This is a genomic window from Nocardioides pini, from assembly GCF_026712185.1.
GTDB classification, from domain to species: domain Bacteria; phylum Actinomycetota; class Actinomycetes; order Propionibacteriales; family Nocardioidaceae; genus Nocardioides; species Nocardioides pini.
The window spans coordinates 522,553-546,143 of the sequence record NZ_JAPPUX010000001.1; the positions used below are offsets into that span (position 1 = coordinate 522,553).

Annotated in this window: 18 protein-coding genes; 6 read left to right on the top strand and 12 right to left on the bottom strand. The window is 73.6% G+C overall.

What is annotated here, in order from left to right; translation table 11 throughout:
• The first annotated feature begins 11 nt into the window (after positions 1-11).
• On the top strand, positions 12-806 hold the full coding sequence (locus NYO98_RS02575) for an LLM class flavin-dependent oxidoreductase (RefSeq protein WP_268109954.1): 795 nt from the start codon (positions 12-14) through the stop codon (positions 804-806).
• A gap of 33 nt (positions 807-839) precedes the next feature.
• Here the strand turns inward: NYO98_RS02575 and NYO98_RS02580 are convergent, their stop codons facing one another.
• The 9 genes from NYO98_RS02580 to NYO98_RS02620 form a co-directional block, all read right to left on the bottom strand.
• Entirely contained in the window at positions 840-2,072 is a 1,233-nt protein-coding gene (locus NYO98_RS02580) for a WD40 repeat domain-containing protein (RefSeq protein WP_268109955.1), read from the bottom strand.
• Positions 2,073-2,096: 24 nt separating this feature from the next.
• Positions 2,097-3,248, bottom strand: coding sequence for an acyl-CoA dehydrogenase family protein (locus NYO98_RS02585; protein ID WP_268109956.1), 1,152 nt, complete (start codon positions 3,246-3,248; stop codon positions 2,097-2,099).
• On the bottom strand, positions 3,248-4,387 hold the full coding sequence (locus NYO98_RS02590; RefSeq protein ID WP_268109957.1) for an acyl-CoA dehydrogenase family protein: 1,140 nt from the start codon (positions 4,385-4,387) through the stop codon (positions 3,248-3,250). Before NYO98_RS02590 ends, NYO98_RS02585 begins: the two co-directional genes overlap by 1 nt.
• A gap of 11 nt (positions 4,388-4,398) precedes the next feature.
• On the bottom strand, positions 4,399-5,550 hold the full coding sequence (locus NYO98_RS02595) for an acyl-CoA dehydrogenase family protein (protein ID WP_268109958.1): 1,152 nt from the start codon (positions 5,548-5,550) through the stop codon (positions 4,399-4,401).
• Positions 5,551-5,648: 98 nt separating this feature from the next.
• Complete coding sequence (locus NYO98_RS02600) at positions 5,649-6,947, bottom strand: S1C family serine protease (protein WP_268109959.1); 1,299 nt, start codon at positions 6,945-6,947, stop codon at positions 5,649-5,651.
• 68 nt (positions 6,948-7,015) lie between these two features.
• On the bottom strand, positions 7,016-7,564 hold the full coding sequence (locus tag NYO98_RS02605) for a GNAT family N-acetyltransferase (protein WP_268109960.1): 549 nt from the start codon (positions 7,562-7,564) through the stop codon (positions 7,016-7,018).
• A 41-nt stretch (positions 7,565-7,605) separates the two neighbouring features.
• Positions 7,606-8,118: a SigE family RNA polymerase sigma factor gene (locus NYO98_RS02610; RefSeq protein WP_268109961.1), complete on the bottom strand. Its 513-nt coding sequence runs from the start codon at positions 8,116-8,118 to the stop codon at positions 7,606-7,608.
• Between the two features lies 1 nt (position 8,119).
• Positions 8,120-8,830: a hypothetical protein gene (locus NYO98_RS02615; RefSeq protein ID WP_268109962.1), complete on the bottom strand. Its 711-nt coding sequence runs from the start codon at positions 8,828-8,830 to the stop codon at positions 8,120-8,122.
• Positions 8,831-8,948: 118 nt separating this feature from the next.
• Positions 8,949-11,273, bottom strand: coding sequence for an ATP-binding protein (locus tag NYO98_RS02620; RefSeq protein WP_268109963.1), 2,325 nt, complete (start codon positions 11,271-11,273; stop codon positions 8,949-8,951).
• A gap of 268 nt (positions 11,274-11,541) precedes the next feature.
• Here NYO98_RS02620 and pulA point away from each other — a divergent pair, with 268 nt between their 5' ends.
• Entirely contained in the window at positions 11,542-17,238 is a 5,697-nt protein-coding gene (gene pulA / locus NYO98_RS02625) for a pullulanase-type alpha-1,6-glucosidase (protein WP_268109964.1), read from the top strand.
• 60 nt (positions 17,239-17,298) lie between these two features.
• Here the strand turns inward: pulA and NYO98_RS02630 are convergent, their stop codons facing one another.
• Positions 17,299-18,603, bottom strand: a complete 1,305-nt coding sequence (locus NYO98_RS02630) for a citrate synthase (RefSeq protein WP_268109965.1) — start codon at positions 18,601-18,603, stop codon at positions 17,299-17,301.
• A gap of 118 nt (positions 18,604-18,721) precedes the next feature.
• Positions 18,722-20,047 (bottom strand): NAD(P)/FAD-dependent oxidoreductase, encoded by a 1,326-nt coding sequence (locus tag NYO98_RS02635; protein ID WP_268109966.1) that lies wholly within the window; start codon positions 20,045-20,047, stop codon positions 18,722-18,724.
• A gap of 248 nt (positions 20,048-20,295) precedes the next feature.
• Here NYO98_RS02635 and rplM point away from each other — a divergent pair, with 248 nt between their 5' ends.
• The 4 genes from rplM to NYO98_RS02655 all read left to right on the top strand — a co-directional run bounded on the left by rplM (position 20,296) and on the right by NYO98_RS02655 (position 23,244).
• Complete coding sequence (gene rplM / locus NYO98_RS02640) at positions 20,296-20,739, top strand: 50S ribosomal protein L13 (protein WP_172258237.1); 444 nt, start codon at positions 20,296-20,298, stop codon at positions 20,737-20,739.
• A 17-nt stretch (positions 20,740-20,756) separates the two neighbouring features.
• Positions 20,757-21,257, top strand: coding sequence for a 30S ribosomal protein S9 (gene rpsI, locus NYO98_RS02645; RefSeq protein WP_268109967.1), 501 nt, complete (start codon positions 20,757-20,759; stop codon positions 21,255-21,257).
• Positions 21,258-21,364: 107 nt separating this feature from the next.
• Positions 21,365-22,714 (top strand): phosphoglucosamine mutase, encoded by a 1,350-nt coding sequence (gene glmM, locus NYO98_RS02650; protein WP_268109968.1) that lies wholly within the window; start codon positions 21,365-21,367, stop codon positions 22,712-22,714.
• Complete coding sequence (locus NYO98_RS02655) at positions 22,711-23,244, top strand: hypothetical protein (RefSeq protein WP_268109969.1); 534 nt, start codon at positions 22,711-22,713, stop codon at positions 23,242-23,244. The genes glmM and NYO98_RS02655 overlap by 4 nt, the downstream gene beginning before the upstream one ends.
• On the opposite strand, the gene NYO98_RS02660 is transcribed toward NYO98_RS02655, so the two are convergent.
• On the bottom strand, positions 23,241-23,591 hold the full coding sequence (locus tag NYO98_RS02660; RefSeq protein WP_268109970.1) for a hypothetical protein: 351 nt from the start codon (positions 23,589-23,591) through the stop codon (positions 23,241-23,243). The genes NYO98_RS02655 and NYO98_RS02660 overlap by 4 nt on opposite strands.

Here is a 23,591-nt window from a genome sequence, read left to right on the forward strand (position 1 = left end):
CGAATGACGCCATGACCACGCGCCGGGGCCTCTTCGTCGCCCCCTTCGACGCCCTGGCCGACCCGCGGGTCGTCGGCGACCTCGCTGCGGAGGCGGAGGCGGTCGGCTGGGACGGGTTCTTCGTCTGGGACCACCTGCTCTACGGCGACCGGGTGGCCGCGATCGCCGACCCGTGGACGTGCTGCGCGGCGATCGCCATGCGCACCGAGCGGCTGCTGCTGGGGCCGATGGTGACCCCGCTGCCGCGCCGCCGCCCGCAGGTCCTGGCCCGGCAGGCCGCCAGCCTGGCCGTCCTCTCCGGTGGCCGCTTCGTGCTCGGCCTCGGGCTGGGGGACGACTGGGTGGGGGAGTTCAGCGCGTTCGGCGACGAGCCGGACCCCCGCGTGCGTGGCCGCATGCTCGACGAGGGCCTCGCGGTCCTGACCGGCCTGCTGGGCGGCGGGACCGTCGACCACGAGGGGGAGCACCAGGTCGCGCGGGGCGTGCGGTTCCGGCCGGCGCCGCGGGTGCCGGTCTGGCTTGCCGGTCGCCACGGCAACCGGGCCCCGCTGCGCCGCGCGGCGTCGTACGACGGGTTCTTCGTCATCGGCCTGGACGGGCCAGCGGACCTCGACACCGTCACCGCCGATCTCGCGGCGCACGAGCCGGGCCCCGGCTTCGACGTGGTCGTCGACCTGCAGCCCGACCAGGACCCCGGGGCGTGGGTCGACCGCGGGGCGTCGTGGGTGCTCACCCGGATCGGGCCGTACGACCTGGACCTCGACGACGTGCGACGGATCGTGCGGGCGGGCCCGGGACCGGCCTGACGGCTGGTCGAGTGCGGAGCCGCGCGGGGACCACTACCGCGTGCGCACTCGACCGCGCAGGAGGTGGCGGGCGAGGGCCCACGACAGGAGGCCCGCCACCGCGGCGAGCAGGGCGCGGAGCGCCCAGGGCCACGGGCCCCGGTCCACGTCGTCGGGGTCGACGACCTCGAGGGAGCCGGCCGCCGACGAGGCGAGCTGGAAGCGACCGACGCCGTAGGAACCCAGATCGGTCATCCGCATGAGCGTGCGCGGCCCGGCTCCGTCGAGCGGCACGGCGGACAGCGTCTGCTCGTCCACCCCGTCGACGGCGAGCACCGCCAGCACCTCCGCCGGGCCCGCCCAGCCGAGCACGCGGCCCGGGCCGGCGAGGTCGAGCGGCAGGGGGTCGGGCAGGTTGCCGCCACGGCCACCGGCGTCGACGAAGGACAGGCCGGTGGGGGTGCCGGGCGCGTCGACGCCGGCCGGGGCGCTGACCGGCTCGACGGTGGTCACGGCGAGCAGCCGGCCGTCGGGGGACCACGCGGCCGGACCGGCGAGCACGCCCTCGACCTCCAGGTCACGCTCGCCCCCGTCCCGCAGGTCCACGACGGTGACGCCGCCGGACTGCTCGACGGCGATCTCGGAGCCGTCCGGGGAGAAGGCGGCCGCGGCGACCGATCCGCCGAGGTCGAGGACCTCGGCGGAGTCGGTGAGGAGGTCCAGCACCGCGACCCGGCCGGTGATCCGCCCGCCGGAGTAGGGGCTCGTCGGCTCGTCGGACACCAGGCCGGCGAGCGACCCGCCGTCGCTCGACCACGCCAGCGGTACGACGCTGCGCCCCGCGGGGAGGGCGTGCGTCGTGGTCTCGCCGGTGGTCAGGTCGACCACCACCACGTCCGGTCGCTCGGTGTCGTGGTCACCGACCGCCACGCGGCTGCCGTCGGGGGAGAGGAGCATGGGTGCCGGGTCGCCCTGCGTCTCGGCTCCGGCCCGCCCCTCGGCGACGTCGACGCGGCGGTAGGTGTCGCCGCCGGCGCCGAGGACGACCGCCTGGGGGAAGTCGAGGAGCTCGACGCCGTAGCCGTGCTGCCACAGCGCGACGACGGGTCCGGGCGGCGACGACGACACCGACCCGGTCAGGTGGGAGTAGTCCGCCATCACCTCCGGGACCGCAGGCACCGCAGGCGCTGCGGTCGCCGTCGGGCCGCCGCCCAGCCCGGTGAGGACGAGCACGGCCACGGCGACCACGGCGCCGGCGACGGGGGGCACTGCGGCAGCCGGGCGCACGCCCGGATCCTAGGGCGTACGACGTCAGCCGAAGGCGCTGATGCCCGTCTCGGCGCGGCCGATGATGAGCTTCTGGATCTGCGAGGTGCCTTCGTAGAGCGTCATCACCCGGGCGTCCCTGAGGTACTTGGCGACCGGGAAGTCGTCCACGTAGCCCGCCCCGCCGTGCACCTGGATCGCGTTGTTGGCCGCGCGGACGGCCGCCTCCGAGGCGAACAGCTTGGCCTTGGAGGCCGCGACGCCGAAGGGCTCGCCGCGGTCGACGAGGTCGGCGCACCGCCATGCGAGGAGCCGCGCGGCGTCGGCGTCGAGGGAGATCCCGGCGATGAGGTCCTGCACCAGCTGGAACGACGCGATGGGCCTGCCGAACTGCGTGCGCTCCCGGGCGTAGGCCACCGAGGCCTCGAGGCAGCCCTGCACGATCCCGACACAGCCGGACGCGACCGCGAGCCGGCCCTTGTCGAGCGTGCCCATCGCGATCCTGAACCCCCGTCCGACCTCGCCGAGGCGCGCGGAGTCCGGGACGCGCACGCCGGACAGGAAGAGCTCGGCCGTGGCCTGGCCGCGCAGCCCGAGCTTGTTGGTGATCTCGCGGGCCTCGAAGCCGGGGGAGTCGGTCGGGACGAGGAACGCCGTGACGCCCTGCGGGCCGTCGTCGCTCGTGCGGGCGAACACGAGCGCCACGTCGGCCCAGGTGCCGTTGGTGATGAAGAGCTTCTGGCCGTCGATCACCCAGTCCGAGCCGTCGCGGACCGCCCGCGAGGTGAGGTTGCCGGCGTCGGACCCGGTGCCGGGCTCGGTCAGGCCGAAGCAGCCGAGGGCGGTGGCGGAGGCGAGGCGGGGCAGCCACTCCTGCTTCTGCTCCTCGGTCCCGTGGTCGAGGACCGACTTGCCGACGAGCCCGCTGCTCACCGACACGATGCCGCGGAGCGCGGAGTCGGCCCGGCCGAGCTCCTCCATGGCGAGGGAGTAGGTGACGTAGTCGCCGCCGACGCCGCCGTACTCCTCGGGGATGGTGAGGCCGAAGAACCCCAGCTCGGCCATCTTGGGCACGATCGCGAGGTCGACCGACTCCTCGTGGTCCCACCGCATCCGGTGCGGGACGGCCTCGCGCTCGAGGAAGTCGCGGGCGAGGTCGCGGAAGGCCTGCTGCTCCTCGGTGAGCGAGAGGTCCATCAGACGGCGTCCACCATCTCGTGGTCCGTGACGCGGGAGGCGAGCCGCGTGAGGTGGTGACCGGCGTTGCCGAGCCACTGCTCGAGCACGGTGAGGTGGGCGGTGCCGACCCCGACGGCGTACTCCGCGGTCATGCCGATGCCGCCGTGCAGCTGGATCGCCTCCTGCCCGATGTGGCGGGCCGCCCGCGCGACCTGGAGCCCGACCCGGTCGGCGGCGTCGGCCACCGCCTCGCGGTCGCCGCCCGCGATCGTCATCGTCGCCCAGTCGACGGTGCTGTGGGCGAGCTCCAGCGAGACGTACATGTCGGCGGCCCGGAACGTGAGCGCCTGGAAGGTGTTGAGGGTGACGCCGAACTGCTTGCGGCTCTTGAGGTAGTCGGTGGTGGCGCGCACCTGGCTCTGCATCACCCCGAGGGCCTGGTTGGCGCCCATGATCCGGGTCAGGTCGCTGATCGTGGCGATGCTGGGCGTCACGTCGCGGCCGGGGTCGCCCAGCGGCGTGGCGGCGCTGCCGTCGAAGCGGACCGTCGCCGCCCGGGTGAGGTCCGCGGCGGCGTAGCCCGACCGGGTCACGTCGGCGGCCTCGACGACGAAGACGCCGGTCCCGGCGTCGTCGGGCAGCGCAGCGGTCACGACGAGCACGTCGGCGGACTTGCCGGCCACGACCGGGTCGGCGACGCCGTCGAGGGTCCAGCTGCCGTCGGAGACGGAGGCGCGCACACCGTCCGCGCCGGAGGACCAGCGGCCGCCGGGTGAGGTGTCGGCCGCGGCGAGCACGACCTCGCCGGCGCTGAGGCGGCCGAGGAGGTCGCCCTTCTGCTCGGCGGTCCCGATGGCGGCCACGAGGCCGCCGGCGTGCACGACCGCCGCGAGGTAGGGCTCCGGCGCGAGCACGCGGCCGAGCTCCTGGCACACGATCCCGATCTCGACGGGACCGGCGCCGACGCCACCGTCGGCCTCGCTGAACGGCAGCCCGAGGACGCCCATCTCGGCCAGCCGGCCCCACAGGGCGCGGTCGAACCCGGGGTCGTCGGCCACCGTGCGGCGCCGTGCGTCGTGGTCGGCGTACGCCGTCGCGAGCAGCCCGCGGACGGCCTCGCGCAGCGCCTGCTGCTCGTCGTCGTAGGTGAAGTCCATGTCGTCGCCCCTCAGAGTCCCAGGATCGTGCGGCTGATGATCTGGCGCTGGATCTCGTTCGACCCGCCGTAGATCGAGGCCTTGCGCAGGTTCAGGTAGGTCGGCGCCGACCGTCGGGCCCACCCCTCCTGCGGCGAGTCGTCCCCGGCGCGGGCAGCGAGCGAGCCCGGTCCGGCCAGGTCGAGGGCGAGCTCGCTCACGGCCTGCTGGAGCTCGGTGCCGCGCAGCTTGAGCACCGACGAGGCGGGGTGCGGGGCCCCGTCGGACGAGTGCGCCACCACGCGCAGCGCCGTGAGCTCGAGGGCGAGCAGCTCGGTCTCGAGCTCGGCGACCCGGGCGCGCACCAGCGGGTCGTCCAGCAGGGCACCCGCGTTGGCCTTCACCGCGGCCAGCGCCCGCTTGGTCGCTCCCACGGGTGCGACGCCGACCCGCTCGTTGCCGAGCAGGAACTTGGCGATGGTCCATCCGCCGTTGAGCTCCCCGACCAGCAGGTCGCCCGGCACCCGCACGTCGGAGAACCACACCTCGTTGACCTCGTGGCCGCCGTCGATGAGCTCGATCGGCCGCACCTCGACCCCCGGCGTGGTCATGTCGATGAGCAGCATCGAGATGCCGGCCTGCTTCTTCACCTCGGGGTCGGTGCGCACGAGGGTGAAGATCCAGTCGCCGTGCTGGCCCAGCGTGGTCCACGTCTTCTGGCCGTTGACGACCCAGTCGTCGCCGTCGCGCACCGCGGTCGTGCGGAGGGAGGCGAGGTCGGAGCCGGCGTCGGGCTCGGAGAAGCCCTGGGACCACCAGATGTCCAGGTTGGCGGTCGCGGGGAGGAAGCGCTCCTTCTGCTCCTGGGTGCCGAAGTGGGCGATGACCGGCCCGATCATGGAGGCGTTGAAGGCCAGCGGGATGGGCACTCCGGCGCGCTGCATCTCCTCGTGCCACAGGTGCCGCTGGAGCTCGGTCCAGTCCTGGCCGCCCCACTCGACGGGCCAGTGCGGCACGGCGAGGCCCTCGGCGTTGAGGGTCCGCTGCGCCTCGACGATCTGGTCGCGGGTGAGGTGGCGCCCCTCGAGGACCGTGTCACGGATCTCCTGCGACACCTTGGTCGTGAAGAACTCGCGCATCCGCGTCCGGAACTCCGCGTCTGCGGGACTGAGCTCGAGCTGCATGTGACTCCTCGGGTCGGGGTCCGGGCGCGCACGGAAGAGGGCCGGCCGCACCATCATGGCGCGGCCGGCCCAACCCGGCGAGCGGACCCGGTCCCGGCTCAGCCCTGCGTCGCGTCGGAGTCCAGCACGAGGGTCGCCGTCTGCTCCTCGCCGCCGGTCGTCCAGGTGACGCTCACCGAGTCGCCGGGGCGGTAGGAGCGGATCGTCGCGACGAGCGAGTCGGCGCCGGTGATCCGGTGGTCGTCGACCTTGGTGATCACGCTGCCCGACTCCAGGCCCGCCTTCTCGGCCGTGGAGCCGGCCGTCACCTCGCGGACGACGGCGCCCGCGGCGTCGCCGGTCTGGGCGTCGCCGACCTGGATGCCCAGCCGGGCGTGCGTGGGGGTCTCGCCCTTGGCCATCTGGTCCACGATCGGCATGACCTCGTCGATGGGGATCGCGAACCCGAGGCCGATGGAGCCGGACTCGGACTGGCCGCCGTAGGGCGACTGCGACGCCGCGGTGCGGATCGAGGAGTTGATGCCGATCACCGCGCCGGTGAGGTCGACCAGCGGCCCGCCCGAGTTGCCGGGGTTGATGGCGGCGTCGGTCTGGATCGCGGGGTACGTCGTGGAGTTGCCCTGGTCGTCCGAGCCCACGTTGACCGGACGGTCGAGGGCGCTGACGATGCCGCTGGTGACGGTCGCGTCGAGGCCGAAGGGCGACCCGATGGCGACGACGCTCTCGCCGACGCCCAGGTTGGCCGACTTGCCGATCGTGGCCGGCGTGAGGTCCGAGACCCCCTCGGCCTTGATGACGGCGGTGTCGGTGAGCGGGTCGGTGCCGAGCACCTCGGCCTTGGCGCTCGTGCCGTCGTCGAACGACACCGTGAGGCTGCCCGCCTCGGCGCCCTCGACCACGTGGTTGTTGGTCAGGATCGTCCCGTCGGCGGTGAGGATGATGCCCGATCCCGAGGCGCCTCCCTGGGCGGTCGTGACGTCGATCTTGACGACGCTGGGCAGCACCTTCTGGGCCACCGACTCGACCGAGCCGTCCGCCGCGGGGGCCTGGGACTGCGACGACACCTGTGACGTCGACACCGGGCTCGCCTGTGCGGACCCGCCGGTCCCGTCCTGGGTGGCGTCCCACCAGGCGGCTCCGCCGATGCCGGCCCCTCCGCCGACCAGCAGGGAGGTGGCGACGACGGCGGCGGCCAGGCCCGTGCGGCTGCGCGCCTTGCGGTCGCGGGGCGGGGCGTGGGTGGGCTGCTGGACCGGGAACCCGGGCTGCGCGCCGTAGGTGGGCGGCTGGGGCTGCGTGGGGTGCGTGTCGGTGCCGGCCCACCCGGCCGAGGCGCGCTGGTACGGGTTGTCGTCGGCGGGTCGCGGGTGCTGCTGGGGGGTCTGTCCGTCGCTCATGTCATCGACGATGCGCCGTGACCCTGTGGATGCCCTGAGAACGCGTTGTGAAGGTGCGGAGACCTGGTTCAGCGAGGCAGGTCGGGCAGCGCGATCCACTCCGCCCACGTGAGGTCGCGTCCGACGTAGCGCGGGCGCTCCAGCGGCCAGTCCGTGGCGATCCAGCGCGGGACCAGCTCGTCGAGCGCGGCCTCGAGCTCGGTGCCCACGCACTCGTCGACCACCCACCACGAGATCTCCGCGTCGGCACCCGGCTTCTCCGGCGGGTCGATGTAGACGCAGCCCAGCAGCGCGGTCTCGTCGGTGTCGAGGAGCGCGTAGTTGAACGACTCGTGCGTCTCCATCTCCGCCGCGTGGCGGGCCAGGTCCGCGCGGTCGGCCTCGTGGGTCATGTCGGCGGGTGGCCACCCCCACGCCTCGCCGTAGATGCTCCACAGCCGCTCCCGCGAGCCCATGACGGCGACCATGTCGAGGTCGGTGTCCTCGGCGCGGATCGGGCGCAGGTGGTGCCCGTACGGGACCTCGACCCGGGTCGGGTGGCGGAAGTCGGCGGGCAGCCAGCCGGATGGCGAGGACTTGTCGGGCGTGGCGGTCGGGCTGGTGGGTGGTGACGACATGGGGCGTCCCTCTCGGTGGTGTGGGGTGGTGGTCGGGGTGGTCAGGGGTGCTGATGGGTGAGGCGGCGGAGCGCCGCGATGCCGCGGCTGGTGTTGGACTTGACGGTGCCGGTCGAGCAGCCGAGGACGGCCGCGGCCTCGGCGACGCTGAGCTGCTCGTAGTAGCGCAGGGCGACGGCGGCGCGCTGCTGCGGCGGGAGCTGCAGGACGAGGTCCCAGAGACGGCCCGACGGGTCGGCGAGCATGACAGGGTCGCGGTCCGGAGCGGTCTCCGGTGGGTCGGCCGAAGTGACCTCGTCGCGCCGCCACGGCTGCCGCTGCCAGCTCACGTACTGGCGGGTGATGGTGCGCCGGACGTAGGCGTCCGCGGCGGCGGCCTCGCGCAGGCCCTCCCAGCGGGGGAGGACCCGGACCAGGGAGTCCTGCACCAGGTCCTCCGCGCTGTGCGGGTCGCCGGCGACGGCGCGCGCCCAGCGGAGCAGCGCGGGGCGTCGCGCGGCGACGTACGACGCGAAGTCGGGCGCCTGCGGCGGGTCGTGCGCGACGGACGGCATGTCAGGCCCGGCGCACCGAGCGCAGCAGCGCGACGGAGACGACGACGAGCCAGACCGGTCCGGTCATGCCCGCCATGTACTGCACGGGGCTGACCAGGAACAGGGTCGTGATGCCGCCGAGGACGAGGCTGGTCCAGCCGAGCCAGCGCGCGAAGGCACCCTGCCGCAGCGCGGCGCTCGCCATGGCGAGGGCGGTCAGCCCGATGCCGCCCCAGAGCCACGGGATGGTGCCGACCCAGTGGCCGAAGAAGGCGATCGTCTCGGGGACGAACGCGTCGTCGGGTGCGGCGAACGCGAAGGCGAACTCCGTGGTCAGGCCGGCGCCCATCAGCTGGGCGACGCAGACCATCACCAGCCCGATGGCGGCGACACCCGGCACGATGCTGTCGGCGTGCGTGCGCCGCTGCAGGTGTCGGTGCAGGCCGGCGGCGAAGACCACCAGCAGGGCGCACGAGACCATCGTCGCGGTGTGGAAGGTCAGGATCTGCGGCACCAGCTCCGAGGTGGCCTCGGCGATCGCCCCGGCGTCGCCGCTGGTCGCCGGGTCGTAGACGGCGTCGACCATGCTGCTGGCGACGACGGACACGATCCCGGCGACACCGGCGCCGAGCCCGGCGAGCACCCACCCGCGGCCCGGTGGCCGGGTCGGTGCGCCGGTGCCGGCGTCGCGGTGCGGACCAGACGCGGTGGACGGGTCGAGCGTGGTGCTCATCTGCGGCTCCTCGGGTGACGGGGCACGGACGTGTGCCGGGCCACCACCCTCGGGCCGTACGACGTCGGCCGCCACGGACAGCCGCAGGTGTACGAGGGGTGTACGGGGTGCGGCCGGGTCAGCCCGCGGGCGACCCGGGGTCGCGCAGCATGGCGGCGGCCTGGATGCCGGTGAACCCGCGCCCGGTGTCGAGGGCGTCGTCGTAGCGGTCGGCCCCCAGGTGCGACCGGGCGTCGTCGGCGGCCGCGGTGATGGCGGCCGGGTCGGGGCGGTAGTAGCCGTAGCCCCGCGCGCCCTGGGCCTCGCGGATCGCCTGGGCGGCGCCGAGCAGCAGCGGCACCCGCGCGTGCTGGTCGGAGGCCGCGGCGAGCACCGCCCCGGCGTCGAGCAGGTAGGCGAGGTTGGCCTGGTCGCCGGTCTCGAGCGAGAGCCGCGTGCCCTCCGCGAGGTGGCTCCGGGCGGCGGCGTGGTCACCCCGCGCGAGCTCGACCTGGAAGAGGTTGTAGAGCGCGATGTAGGAGGTGAGCCGGTCCTCGCGACGGTGCGCGGAGCCGAGCCCCTCGGCGATCTGGCGCACGGCCTCGTCGGGATCGCCGCGGAGCAGGGCGATGGTGCCGAGCCAGATGTGGCCCAGCGCCCACGTCCACTCGACCGACGGCCCGCCGGCCTCGGCGTGGACGATCGCCTCCTCGAAGCAGCGCTGCGCCGTCGCGAGGTCGCCCTCCACGAGGGCGACGAGACCGGAGCCGGCGACGGAGTTGGACAGGATGTCCGGCTCGTCCCCGGCGTGCTCCCCGGCGACCGCCCACCAGGCGGCCGCGGCGGCCACGTCGTCCATCGCGAACGCCATCGTCGCGGCGGCCAGGGCCGCGCGGGCGTGCACCGCCGGCTCCAGCCGGTCGGCGTGCTCGAGCGCGCTCTCGGCGAAGCGCCGGCCGTGCTCGGTGTGGCCACGCAGCCACCAGTAGAGCCACAGCTCCCACGCGAGCCGGGCCGGGGTGTCGGGGTCGCCGTCGGCGAGCGAGCGCTCCGCCGCGGCGCCGAGGTTGGCGTGCTCGAGGTCGATCCGCGCGAGGGCGCCCACCTGGCCGCCGTCGCGGTAGCTGGAGCTGTTGGCCGCGGCCACCTCGAGGTAGTGGGCGGCGTGGGCGCGCGTGGCCTCGCGCCACTCGCCCGCCTCGCGCAGCAGGTCGCGGGCGTACTGGGCGACCGGCTCCAGCATCCGCACCCGGCCGGTGCCCTCGGCGAGGACCAGGGAGTGCTCGACGAGCTCCTCGAGGCTGGGCACGACCTCGTCGTCGGGGATGCCCACCCGGGCGGCGATCGCCTCGAGGTCGGCCAGGGTGGTGCCCCCGGCGAAGACGCCCATCAGCCGGAGCAGCCGGCGCGCCGGCGCGTCGAGCAGCCCCTGGCTCCAGTCGAGCGTGGCGCGCATCGTGCGCTGGCGGGGCGGGAGGTCGCGCGGACCGGCCTCGAGCGCCGTGTCGAGGCGCCGCAGCAGCGACCCCGGGTCGAGCAGCCGCGCGCGGGCGGCCGCGAGCTCGAGGGCGAGTGGCAGCCCGGCGAGGCGCTCACAGGTGGCGCCCACGGCCGCGGCGTCGGCCGGGTCGGCGCCCCAGCCGGGGTTCACCCGCTGTGCGCGGTCGAGGAGCAGTCGCGCCGCGGGCGACGGCGTCCCGTCCGGACGGTCGGCCACCTCGAGCGGCTCCACGGCGTACTCGGTCTCGCCGCGCACGCGCAGCGGCGCCCGGCTCGTCGCCAGCACGGACAGGTCGGGCACCGCCTCCACGATCGCTGCGACGTCCCGGGCGGCGTCGAGGAGGTGCTCGACGTTGTCCAGCACCAGGAGCAGGTGCTGGCCGCGCAGCCGGTCGACGATGTCGTCGGTGACGGACCGCGTGGGGTCGCGGGTGGCGTCGACGGCGTCGGCGACCGCCGGGAGCAGCTGGGACGGCTCGAGCAGCGGCGCGAGCTCGACCAGTCGTACGCCGTCGGCGTAGCGGTCGCGGACCGACGCCGCAGCCGCCAGGGAGAGGCGGGTCTTGCCGACGCCCCCGGGGCCGCTGAGGGTGACCAGGCGACTGGTGCGCAGCAGGTCGGCCACCCGCCCGACGTCGTCGTCGCGCCCGATGAGCGGCGAGACCGGGACCGGCAGGTCGCGCGGCCCAGGGGTGCCGTCGGCCGCCGCGGGGGCGGCGGTGCGGGGCGATCGGGAGGGGACGGCGGCCAGGAGGGCGGCGCGCTGGTCCTCGTCGAGGTCAAGCGCCGCCGCGAGCGAGCGCAGGGTGTGCGGGTAGGGCCGGGTGCGGGTGCCGCGCTCGAGAGCGCTGATCGCGTGCGGGCTCAGCCCGGCGCGCTCGGCGAGCTCCTCCTGCGAGAGCCCGGCGCCCTCGCGCAGTCCGCGCAGCAGCGTGCCGAGGGTGCTGTCCCCACGTGTCCCCACGTCACCTCCGTGACCGCCGCTGTCGCGCCCCACCCGAGTGGGTCGGAGTCTAGGGGCCACCGACGCCTCGGGCGAGCACCCGAAGGGCGGGACGGAGCGGGCCGCGCGGGGGAGTCGCTGCAAGATCGGCCCCGTCCCACGCGTGGGGCGATCTGAAAGATCTTGCAGGTCTTGCAAGTTCTCTCACGAGGTCCTTAGTGTGACGGCCGCCACCCCCACCCGGTCGCGGCACCCGCGGCCGGGACCTCGCACCTTCTCGGGAGCCCTCGTGCGTCGTCCGTCCCCTGCCGTCCTCGGCCTGTCCGTCCTCGCCACCCTGGTCGCGTCGCTGGCGCCCCTCGCCCCCGCGCACGCCGAGCACCGCGCCGCCCCGCCGACCTCGGTCACGCTGGTGGGCGACCTGCAGGACGAGCTCGGCTGCACCGAGGACTGGGCCCCGTCCTGCGGGCCCTCGGGCCTCGACCGCCTCCCCGACGGCTCGTGGGAGCTCGTGGCGCAGGTGCCCGCGGGCACCTACCAGTACAAGGTCGCCATCGACGGGACGTGGGCGGAGAACTACGGGGCCGGCGGCGCGGCCGACGGGCCGAACCTGCCGCTCGCGCTCGAGCACCCGGCGCGTCTGCGCTTCACCTACGACGACGCCTCCCACCGGGTCGCCGTGGCGCCGGCCGAGCAGCCGTCCGCGACCCCGACCGCGGCCGACCGCGAGCTCGCCGGCACCTCGCTCCGCGGTCCGCTGACCCGGGAGAACTTCTACTTCGTGATGGCCGACCGGTTCGCCAACGGCGACCCCGGCAACGACGCGGGCGGCCTCACCGGCGACCGGCTCGCCACGGGCCTCGACCCCACCGACAAGGGGTTCTTCCACGGGGGCGACATCCAGGGCCTGTCCGACCGGCTCGACTACATCGCCGACCTCGGCACCACCGCGATCTGGCTGACGCCCAGCTTCAAGAACCGCCCCGTCCAGGGCAGCGGCGCCGACGCGAGCGCGGGCTACCACGGCTACTGGGTCACCGACTTCACCCGCATCGACCCGCACTTCGGCACCAACGCCGAGCTCGAGGCGTTCATCGACCAGGCGCACGGGCGGGGCATCAAGGTCTTCTTCGACATCATCACCAACCACACCGCCGACGTCATCGACTACGCGGAGAAGCAGTACGGGTACGTCTCGAAGGAGGCCGAGCCCTACGTCGACGCCAGCGGCGCCGAGTTCGACGACCGCGACGTGGTGGGCTCGCCGGACTTCCCCGAGCTCGACGCGGCCACCTCGTTCCCCTACACGCCGGTCTTCCGCTCCGACGCCGACCGCACGGTCAAGGTCCCGGCCTGGCTCAACGACCCGACGTACTACCACAACCGGGGCGACTCGACCTTCGCCGGCGAGTCCTCGACGTACGGCGACTTCGTCGGCCTCGACGACCTGTTCACCGAGCAGCCCGACGTGGTGGACGGGATGACCGACATCTACGAGGAGTGGGTCGACCTCGGCATCGACGGCTTCCGCATCGACACCGCCAAGCACGTGAACATGGAGTTCTGGCAGGAGTTCGCGCCGGCCATCCGCGAGCACGCCGCGTCCATCGGCAACGACGACTTCTTCGCCTTCGGCGAGGTCTACGACGCCGACCCCGCGACCCTCTCGACGTTCAGCACGGAGGGCCGCCTCGACGCCACCCTCGACTTCGGCTTCCAGGACCGGGCGACCGGCTTCGCCAAGGGGGGCGCGACCACGCGGCTGCGCGACTTCTACGCCTCCGACGACTGGTACACCGACACCGACTCCAACGCGTACGCCTCGCCGACGTTCCTCGGCAACCACGACATGGGTCGCATCGGCACCTTCCTGAAGGGCACCGGCTCCGAGCTCGAGCGCGACCGGCTCGCGCACGCACTCATGTACCTCACGCGCGGCCAGCCGGTCGTCTACTACGGCGACGAGCAGGGCTTCGTCGGCGACGGGGGCGACAAGGACGCCCGCGAGGACATGTTCCCGAGCCGGGTCGCGTCCTACAACGACAACGACCTGCTCGGCACCGACGCGACGACCGCCACCGAGAACTACGACACCGCCCACCCGCTCTACCGGACGATCCGCGGCCTGGCGGCGCTGCGCGAGCGCTACCCGGCTCTCGCCGACGGGGCACAGCTGCACCGCTACGCCTCGGGCACGGCGGGCGTCTTCGCCTTCAGCCGCATCGACGCCCGCGAGCGACGCGAGTTCGTCGTCGCCCTCAACAACGCCACCACCGAGAAGACCGTCACCGTCGGCACCGAGATGCGCCGCGGCACCTTCACCCGCGTGTGGCCCGCCGGCCGGGAGTCGATGCGCACCGACGCCGAGGGGCGTACGACGATCACGGTGCCCCCGCTGTCGGCGGTGGTGTGGCGTGCCAACGGCACCCTCGCCGGACGCCGGCACGCCCCCGCGATCCACCTCGAGAAGCCGTCGGCCGGCGGGACCGTCGGGGGACGGGCGCCGATCACCGTCGCCGTCCCGGACGGCGGCTTCAACCAGGTCACCGTCGCCTGGCGCCGCGCCGGCGCGGCCGACTGGACGCCGCTGGGCACCGACGACAACGCGCCCTACCGGGTGGTCCACGACGTGCGGCCGCTGCGCCGGGGCACCCTCGTCGAGTACCGCGCGGTCCTGCGCGACAGCAGCGGCAACCTGTCCGTCGCGTCGTCGTACGCCACCGTCGGCGACCCCGAGCCGGAGCCCACGCCCGGTGGCGGGGGCGGCACCGGGCCGGTGACCCAGCCGGGGTCGGTGTCGGTGCCGGGCAGCCACAACTCCGAGATGGGCTGCGCCGGCGACTGGGCTCCGGCGTGTCCGCAGGCGCAGATGTCGCTCGACGCCGACGACCTCGTGTGGAAGAAGACCGTCACCCTGCCGGAGGGCGGCTACGCCTACAAGGCGGCCGTCGACGGCACGTGGGACGAGAACTACGGCGCCGGTGCGGTGCGTGGCGGCGGGGACATCCCGCTGACGGTGCCGGCCGGCGGCTCGACCGTCACCTTCTACTACGAGCACGGCTCGCACTGGATCACCAGCGACGCCGACGGCCCGATCATCACCCTCGCCGGGAGCATGCAGTCCGAGCTCGGCTGCCCGGGCGACTGGCAGCCCGCGTGCATGCGCGGCTGGCTCAAGGACCCCGACGGTGACGGCACCTACACGTTCACCGGCACCCTCCCGGCCGGCAGCTACGAGACCAAGGTCGCCCACGGGCTGGCGTGGGGCGAGGACTACGGCGTCGACGGCGTGCGCGGGGGAGCGAACATCCCCTTCGAGGTCCCCGCCGGCGGGGTCGAGGTGGTCTTCACTTACGACGTGACCACCCACCGCCTGCAGGTCTCGACCCGCAGCGCCGGCTCTGCGCCCGACCTCGGCAAGGCCCGCGCACAGTGGCTCCGAGACGACCTCGTCGCCTGGGACGTGCCCGACGCGGCGTCGCGCCGCTACCGGCTGCACTGGTCGCAGGCCGGCGACCTCGGCGTCGACGCGGAGGCGGTCACCGGCGGGCAGAGCGTGGCGCTGACCCACGACCCGGCCGGCCTCCCCGCCGACGTCCTCGCCGACTTCCCGCACCTCGCCGGCTACGAGGCCTTCCGCCTCGACCGCGCGGCGGTCCGGCGCGTGCCGGAGATCCTCACCGGCCAGGTCGCGGTCGCGTCGTACGACCGGAGCGGTGCGCTGCACGACGCCACCGGCGTCCAGCTGCCCGGCGTCCTCGACGACGTGTACGCCGACGCGGCGCGGGCCGACCTCGGCGTCACCTGGCGGGGGAGGCGGCCCACGCTGACGCTGTGGGCGCCGACCGCGCAGGACGTCTCGGCGACCGTCGCCGATCGCACGGTGCCCATGACGCGCCACTCCGACGGCACGTGGACGGCGACCGGGCCGGCCTCGTGGCGCAACGCGGCCTACACCTACGACGTCACGGTCTACGCGCCGTCGGCCGGCAAGGTCGTCACCAACCGGGTGACCGACCCCTACTCGGTGGCGCTCACGACCAACTCGCAGCAGTCGCTGGTGGCCGACCTCGCCGACCCCGCCCTGGCGCCCGCCGGCTGGTCCGCCACCCGGGCGCCGGTCGTCGCACAGCCCGAGGACCGCACGGTCTACGAGCTGCACGTGCGTGACTTCTCCATCGGCGACGAGACGGTCCCGGCCGCCGAGCGGGGGACCTACATGGCGTTCGCCCACGACGACACGGCCGGCATGCGCCACCTGCGCCGGCTCGCGGACGCGGGGCTCAACACGGTGCACCTCCTGCCCGCCTTCGACATCGCGACGATCGAGGAGCGGCGCAGCGCGCAGGCGAGTCCCGCGTGCGACCTCGCGTCACTGCCGCCGGACTCCGAGGAGCAGCAGGAATGCGTCGGCGCGGTGCGCGAGCGCGACGGCTTCAACTGGGGCTACGACCCGCTGCACTACACCGCGCCGGAGGGGTCGTACGCCACCGACCCAGAGGGCACCCGGCGCACGGTCGAGTTCCGCCGGATGGTGCAGGGCCTGAACCGCTCCGGGCTGCAGGTGGTGATGGACGTCGTCTACAACCACACCGCCGCCAGCGGGCAGGACCCGAAGTCGGTGCTCGACCGCATCGTGCCCGGCTACTACCACCGGCTCAGCGCGACGGGCGCCGTCGAGACCTCCACCTGCTGCTCCAACACCGCGACGGAGCACCGGATGATGGAGAAGCTGATGATCGACTCGGTGCTCACCTGGGCACGCGACTACAAGGTCAACGGCTTCCGCTTCGACCTGATGGGCCACCACTCGCTGGAGAACATGACGCGTCTCCGGCAGGCCCTCGACGGCCTCACCGTGCGCAAGGACGGCGTCGACGGAAAGGCGATCTACCTCTACGGCGAGGGCTGGAACTTCGGCGAGGTCGCCGACGACGCCCGCTTCGTGCAGGCCACCCAGCGCAACCTCGCCGGCACCGGCATCGGCTCGTTCAGCGACCGGCTGCGCGACGCCGTTCGCGGCGGTGGCCCCTTCGACGAGGACCCGCGCGTGCAGGGCTTCGGCTCCGGGCTCGCCACCGACCCCAACGGCGCCGAGGTCAACGGCACGGCCGAGGAGCAGCGCGCCGACCTGCTGCACCTCGAGGACCTCGTCCGGCTCGGGATGGCGGGCAACCTCGCCAACTTCCGGTTCCGGTCCTCGACGGGGGAGGAGGTGCGCGGCTCGGAGGTCGACTACAACGGCCAGCCGGCGGGCTACGCCGCCGACCCGGCGGAGACCGTGACCTACGTCGACGCCCACGACAACGAGACGCTCTTCGACTCCCTCGCCTTCAAGCTGCCGCGTGCGACGACGATGGGCGACCGGGTCCGGATGAACACCGTCTCGCTGTCGACGGTCGCGCTGTCGCAGGGCGTGGTGTTCTGGCACGCCGGCACCGACCTGCTGCGCTCGAAGAGCCTGGACCGCAACTCCTACGACTCCGGCGACTGGTTCAACCGCGTCGACTGGGAGCGCCGCGACAACACCTTCGGGTCGGGCCTCCCGCTGCGCGTCGACAACGAGGCCAAGTGGGCCTACATGCGTCCCCTGCTGGCCGACCCCGCGCTCGACCCCACCCCGGCGGCCATGGACGAGGCGCACGCCCGAGCCCTCGACCTGCTGCGGATCCGCTCGTCCTCGCGCCTGTTCCGGCTCGGCAGCCTCGAGGCGATCCAGGCCAAGGTGTCGTTCCTCGACAGCGACCCCGGCGTCGTCGCCATGCTCGTGGACGACACGCGCGGCACCGACGCCGACCCCCGGCGCGACGGCGTGCTCGTCGTCGTCAACGCCGGGTCCACCCCGACCACGGTCGCCCGCACGGGCGACGGCTGGACGCTGCACGAGGTGCAGGCCTCGGGCACCGACCCGGTCGTGAGGAGCAGCACCGTCGCCGCGGACTCCGTCACGGTCCCGGCGCGGACGACGGCGGTCTTCGAGCGCTGAACGCACGAACGCTCCCGGCCTGCCGGCCGGGAGCGTTCGTCGTACGACGTGGCGCGGGTGTCAGCTCCAGCGCTCGGACGCCGGGGTGAAGGTCAGCTCGCGGTCGCCGGTGTAGATCTGCTTCGGGCGGGCGATCTTCTGGTCCTTGTCCTGCACCAGCTCCGACCACTGCGCCAGCCAGCCCGGGGTGCGGCCGATGGCGAACAGCACGGTGAACATCTCCGGCGGGAACTGGAAGGCCTCGTAGATCAGGCCCGAGTAGAAGTCCACGTTGGGGTAGAGCTTGCGCTTGACGAAGTACTCGTCCTCCAGCGCGATCTTCTCCAGCTCGAGCGCGATGTCGAGCAGCGGGTTGGTGCCGGTGACCTCGAAGACGTCCTCGGCGGACTTCTTGATGATCTTGGCGCGCGGGTCGTAGTTCTTGTAGACCCGGTGGCCGAATCCCATGAGGCGCTCGTTGCCGTCCTTCACGCCGTCGATGAATGCGGGGATGTTCTCCTTGCTGCCGATGCGCTTGAGCATCCGCAGCACGGCCTCGTTGGCGCCGCCGTGCAGCGGGCCGTAGAGGGCGCCGATGCCGGCGGAGACGGCCGAGTAGGGGTCGACCTGCGAGGAGCCCACCGAGCGGACCGCGTTGGTCGAGCAGTTCTGCTCGTGGTCGGCGTGCAGGATGAAGAGCACGTCGAGGGCCTTGACCAGGCGCTCGTCGGCCTCGAACTTCGACTCGCTCATCTTGAACAGCATCGAGAGGAAGTTGGCGGTGTAGCCCAGGTCGTTGTCCGGGTAGACGTAGGGCTTGCCCTGCGCGTGGCGGAACGACCAGGCGCCCAGGGTCGGCATCTTCGCGATCATGCGCACGATCTGCATGTGCCGGTTGTCGGCGTCGCTGATGTTGCGGGCGTCGGGGTAGAACGTCGACAGCGCGCCGACCGAGGCCATCAGCATGCCCATCGGGTGGGCGTCGTAGCGGAAGCCCTGCATGAACGACTTGACGTTCTCGTGCACGAACGTGTGGTAGGTGATCTCGTGCACCCAGGAGTCGTACTGCTCCTTGGTGGGCAGCTCGCCGTGGACGAGGAGGTAGGCGACCTCGAGGAAGTTGGACTTCTCCGCGAGTTGCTCGATGGGGTACCCGCGGTACTCCAGGATGCCCTTGTCGCCGTCGATGTAGGTCACCGACGAGCGGCACGAGGCGGTGTTGACGAACCCGGGGTCGTAGGTCGCGAGTCCGGGCTGCTCCTCATCGAGGCGGATCTGCCCGAGGTCCTTGGCCGCGATCGTGTTGTCGGTGATCGCGATGTCGTACGTCTGACCGGTCCGGTTGTCGGTGACAGTCAGGGAATCCTTGGCCGCAACGTCGGTCACGTCGGCTCCTGTTCATACGTCTCTGTACGTCTGTGGGGTCCCCTCAACCTAGTCCGGTGTCCGCGAGGACCGCGAATCAGGTGTCCAGCAGTGGGACGTGCGCCGGTGCTCCCCGAGGTCACCGTCCGGCGACGCGGTGGGCGACCCGGGCGATGCGGCTGGTGCGTCCCAGACCGGCGTCCTCGCGGCGGTCCGCGGCGCGGTAGAGGCCGTACAGCGCGTGCACGCCGGCCCACCGCAGCGGCTCCGGCTCCCACCTCCGGACCCGGTGCCCGCTCCACGGCAGGCGGGTCAGGTCGGTGTCGTGTCCGAGCACCAGGTCGCGCAGCGTGCGGCCGGCCAGGTTGGTCGCCGTCAGCCCCGAGCCGACGTACCCGCCGGCGTGGCCGAGGCCGGTCGCGGCGTCGTACGCGACGCTGGCGCTCCAGTCGCGCGGCACCCCCAGCACGCCGCACCACGCGTGCTCGAGCCGGACGCCGGCCAGCGACGGGAACAGCGTCGTCAGGGTGGCGCGCAGCTGCTCGACCGTCCGGTCCTGGGTGCGCCCGTCGACGTCGGTGCGGGAGCCGAAGCGGTACGGGACGCCCCGCCCGCCCATCGCGATGCGGCCGTCGGCGGTGCGCTGGGCGTAGCAGTAGGCGTGCGCCTCGTCGCCGAGCAGCTCCGCGCCGTCCCACCCGATGTCGCCCCACTGCGCGTCCGTGAGCGGCGCGGTCACCACGATCGCGGAGTTCATCGGCAGCCAGTCGCGGCGGTGGCCGGCGAGCCCGGCGGTGAAGCCCTCGAGGCAGCGCAGCACCACCGGTGCCCGCACCGTGCCGCGCTCGGTCACCACCGTGCCGGGCGAGACCGACGTGACCCGGGTGCCCTCGTGGATGCGTACGCCGCGCTCCCGCACGACGCGGGCGACGCCGGACACCAGCCGCGCCGGGTGCACGCGGGCGCAGTCGGGGTCGAAGTGGCCCGACACGGCCCCGGCCACCCGGACCCGGTCGGCCACCTGCCCCGCGGTGAGCTTGCCGCCGAGCCGCTGCCGCTGGGCCTCCGAGCGGGCGACCGTCAGGACGCCGCTGCGCACGATGTCGGCCTCCACGCCCTCCCGGGCGGCCACCCCGATGACCTCGTCGACCGTGCCACGCAGGGCGTCGCGCAGGCGCTGGACGCCGTCCTCGCCCGCCACGGCGGCGTACGTCCGCGCGGAGCCGGCGAGCTCGCTGGACAGCCAACCGCCGTTGCGCCCCGAGGCGCCGAAGCCGGCGAACTCGGCCTCGAGCACGCGGATGTCGAGGGTGGGGTCGGCCTCGTGGAGGTAGTACGCCGTCCAGAGCCCGGTCAGCCCGCCGCCCACGACGGCCACGTCGCACGAGGCGTCTCCCTCGAGCCGGTCGGTGGGGACGGGCAGTCCCACCTGCTGCCACCAGAAGGACACGCCACCGTTGCGCACCCGGTCATCATGGCGCCCCGTCGTTTTGACCCTCCCGCTCGGCGCGCCGTAACCTTGCTGGTCGCGACTCCTGCCGCGTCCGCTCCCTCCCCACGGAGATCCGGAGCGGGCGCAGATCCGGACGTCATCCCCAGTCTCCGCCGAGCGGAGCCGGGGAGCGAACCGGGCCGTGTTCGTCAGAAGTCGCAGCAGCACCAGCCGGCCCTCGTCCGGGGGCCGGGACCAACGAACCAGAACGGGATACCGCCGTGCGCACGTACAGCCCCAAGCCCGCTGACATTCAGCGTGAGTGGCTCGTCATCGACGCCACCGACGTGGTCCTGGGCCGCCTCGCCGTCCAGACCGCCAACCTCCTCCGCGGCAAGCACAAGCCGACCTTCGCTCCTCACATGGACATGGGCGACTTCGTGATCATCGTGAACGCCTCCCAGGTGTCGCTGTCGGGGACCAAGAAGACCACCAAGATGGCCTACCGCCACTCCGGCTACCCGGGCGGCCTCTCGGCCACCCCGTTCGGTGAGCTCCTCGAGAAGGACGCCCGCAAGGCCATCGAGAAGGCCGTGTGGGGCATGCTCCCGAAGAACAAGCTCGGTCGCCAGATGCTGAAGAAGCTCAAGGTCTACGCCGGCCCCGACCACCCGCACGCGGCCCAGAAGGCCATCCCGTTCGAGATCTCCCAGATCTCCCAGTGACGACTGAGGACGCATACATGACTGAGAACACCACCGAGGTCGAGGAGACCTTCGAGACCGGCGCCGACGGCGTGGCCTACACCTCCGAGAGCGACGCCTCGGCCGACACCCCGGCCCGCCCGGCCACCATCGCGCCCGCCGGCGCCACCGGCCGCCGCAAGGAGGCCGTCGCCCGCGTCCGGATCGTCCCGGGCACCGGCGAGTGGACCATCAACGGTCGCTCGATGGACAGCTACTTCCCGAACAAGCTGCACCAGCAGATCGCCAACGAGCCGTTCGTCGAGCTGCAGCTCGAGGGCCGCTTCGACGTGATCGCCCGCATCCACGGCGGCGGCATCGCCGGCCAGGCCGGCGCCCTGCGCCTCGGCGTGGCCCGCGCGCTCAACGCCGTCGACGTCGAGGCCAACCGCCCGGCCCTCAAGAAGGCCGGTCTGCTCACCCGCGACGCCCGCGTCGTGGAGCGCAAGAAGGCCGGTCTCAAGAAGGCCCGCAAGGCCTCGCAGTTCAGCAAGCGCTGACCCAGCCTGCACCTCGAGGCCCGCACCGTCGTCCGACGGTGCGGGCCTCGTCGCACGTCCGGCCTCGTTTCGGCACCGGGCCCGGGCGACCCGTAGGCTCCCGGGCCATGACGCGACTCTTCGGCACCGACGGCGTCCGCGGCCTGGCCAACGCCGACCTCACCGCCGAGCTCGCCCTCGAGCTCTCCGTGTGCGCGGCCCACGTCCTCGCCGACCGCGGCGAGTTCGAGGGCCACCGCCCCCTCGCAGTGGTCGGCCGCGACACCCGCATCTCGGGACAGTTCCTCGAGGCAGCGGTCGTCGCCGGCCTCGCCTCGGCGGGCGTGGACGTGCTCCTCCTCGGCGTGCTGCCGACGCCCGGCGTCGCCTACATGACCGACCGGCTCGGGGCCGACCTCGGCGTGATGCTCTCCGCCTCGCACAACCCGATGCCCGACAACGGCATCAAGTTCCTCGCCCGTGGTGGCCACAAGCTCGACGACGCCATCGAGATCGCCATCGAGCGCCGCATGGGTGAGCCGTGGGAGCGGCCCACCGGGGGTGCCGTCGGCCGGGTCCGGGTCTACGACACCGCGGTCGAGGAGTACGCCGCCCACCTCGAGAGCACGATCAGCCACCCGCTCGTGGGGCTCACGGTCGTCCTCGACTGCGCCGCGGGCGCTGCCCACGCCGCGGGTCCGCGGGCGCTGGAGGACGCCGGCGCGACGGTGATCGCCATCCACGCCGACCCCGACGGCCTCAACATCAACGACGACTGCGGCTCCACCCACCTCGGTGACCTCCAGAAGGCCGTCGTCGAGCACGGCGCCCACGCCGGCTTCGCCCTCGACGGCGACGCCGACCGCTGCCTCGCGGTCGACGCCAAGGGCAACGTCGTCGACGGCGACCAGATCCTCGCGATCCTGTCGCTCTCGCTGCTCGAGCAGGGCCGGCTGGCGAAGGACACCGTCGTCGCCACCGTGATGAGCAACCTCGGCTTCGTGCAGGCCATGCGGGCCGGCGGTGTCGGCGTGCGCCAGACCAAGGTCGGCGACCGCTACGTCCTCGAGGCGATGAAGGTCTCCGGCTACAACCTCGGCGGCGAGCAGTCGGGCCACGTCATCCTGAGCGACCACGCCACCACCGGCGACGGCATCCTGACCGCGCTCCACGTCATGGAGCGGATGGCCACGACCGGCCGGTCGCTGGCCGACCTCGCCTCGGTGATGTCCCGGCTCCCGCAGGTCCTGCTCAACGTCTCGGGCGTCGACAAGTCGCGCGCCGACGAGGACGCCGTGCTGGCCGCGGCCGTCGCGGAGGAGGAGGCGGTGCTGGGTGACCGGGGCCGCATCCTGCTGCGCCCCTCGGGCACCGAGCCGATCGTGCGCGTGATGGTCGAGGCTCCCACCGAGGACGAGGCCCAGGGCGTCGCCTCGCGGCTCGCCGACGTCGTACGCCAGCAGCTGGCCCTCGGGTGACCACCGACCCGGCGCCGGCCGTCGAGGAGCACGACCCACCGCACCGCCCGTGGTTGTCGCCCGGCGACATCGCCCTCGGGATCGGGATGGGGCTGGTGCTCGCCGTGGTGCTGGTGGCCCTGGTGCCCGGCACGCGCACCCACCTGTTCGGCGGCACCGAGCAGACCGAGACGACGGTCGTCGCGGTGAGCGAGCGACCCCGGACCGGGGAGGACGACCGGACCGTCACCTCCTACGAGCTGCGCTGGTCCGAGGGCGACGACGTGAGGACCGCGACGTTCCGTCGGTCGGGGCCCCCGCAGCGCGAGGTCGGTGACACCTGGACGCTGTGGGTGTCGCCGGACGGCAGCTCGGTGGAGGCGAGCTCACCCCTCGCCACGTGGCTCTGGCTGGGGATCGGCATGCCCGCCTTCGTCCTCGTGATCGGCGCCCTCGTGCACTGGCGGGGACGGGTGATGGCGAGGTCGGCCGTGCGCGAGGCCGACCGGATCGAGGCGGCCCGCGAGCGCCGGCGCGCCTCGAGCTCCTAGGCCTTCCGCAGCGCTGCGAGGCGGCGCGCCGCCTCCCGGGCTGCGGCGGCGCGCTCGGGCGCCGAGCAGGCGTACGCGCGCCCGGCCTCGTCGAGGGAGGTGATCTCGGCGTCGAGGACGGCGAGCTCGTCGTCGTGCGTGAGGACGCGCCGCGCCGCCTCCGCGGCCCCGGCGCCGACGGGGGAGTCCTCGAGCGCGCCGGCGCGGGCGGCCGCGGGCACCGCCTCGGCGTTCTCGAGCGCGGCGAGCGCGGTCCGCAGCGTCGACACGGTCTCGGCGTCCCGGGCGCGGCGAGCCTCGAGGAGGGCGGTGCGCAACCGGCTGCGCAGCGGGGAGTCGGTGGTCAT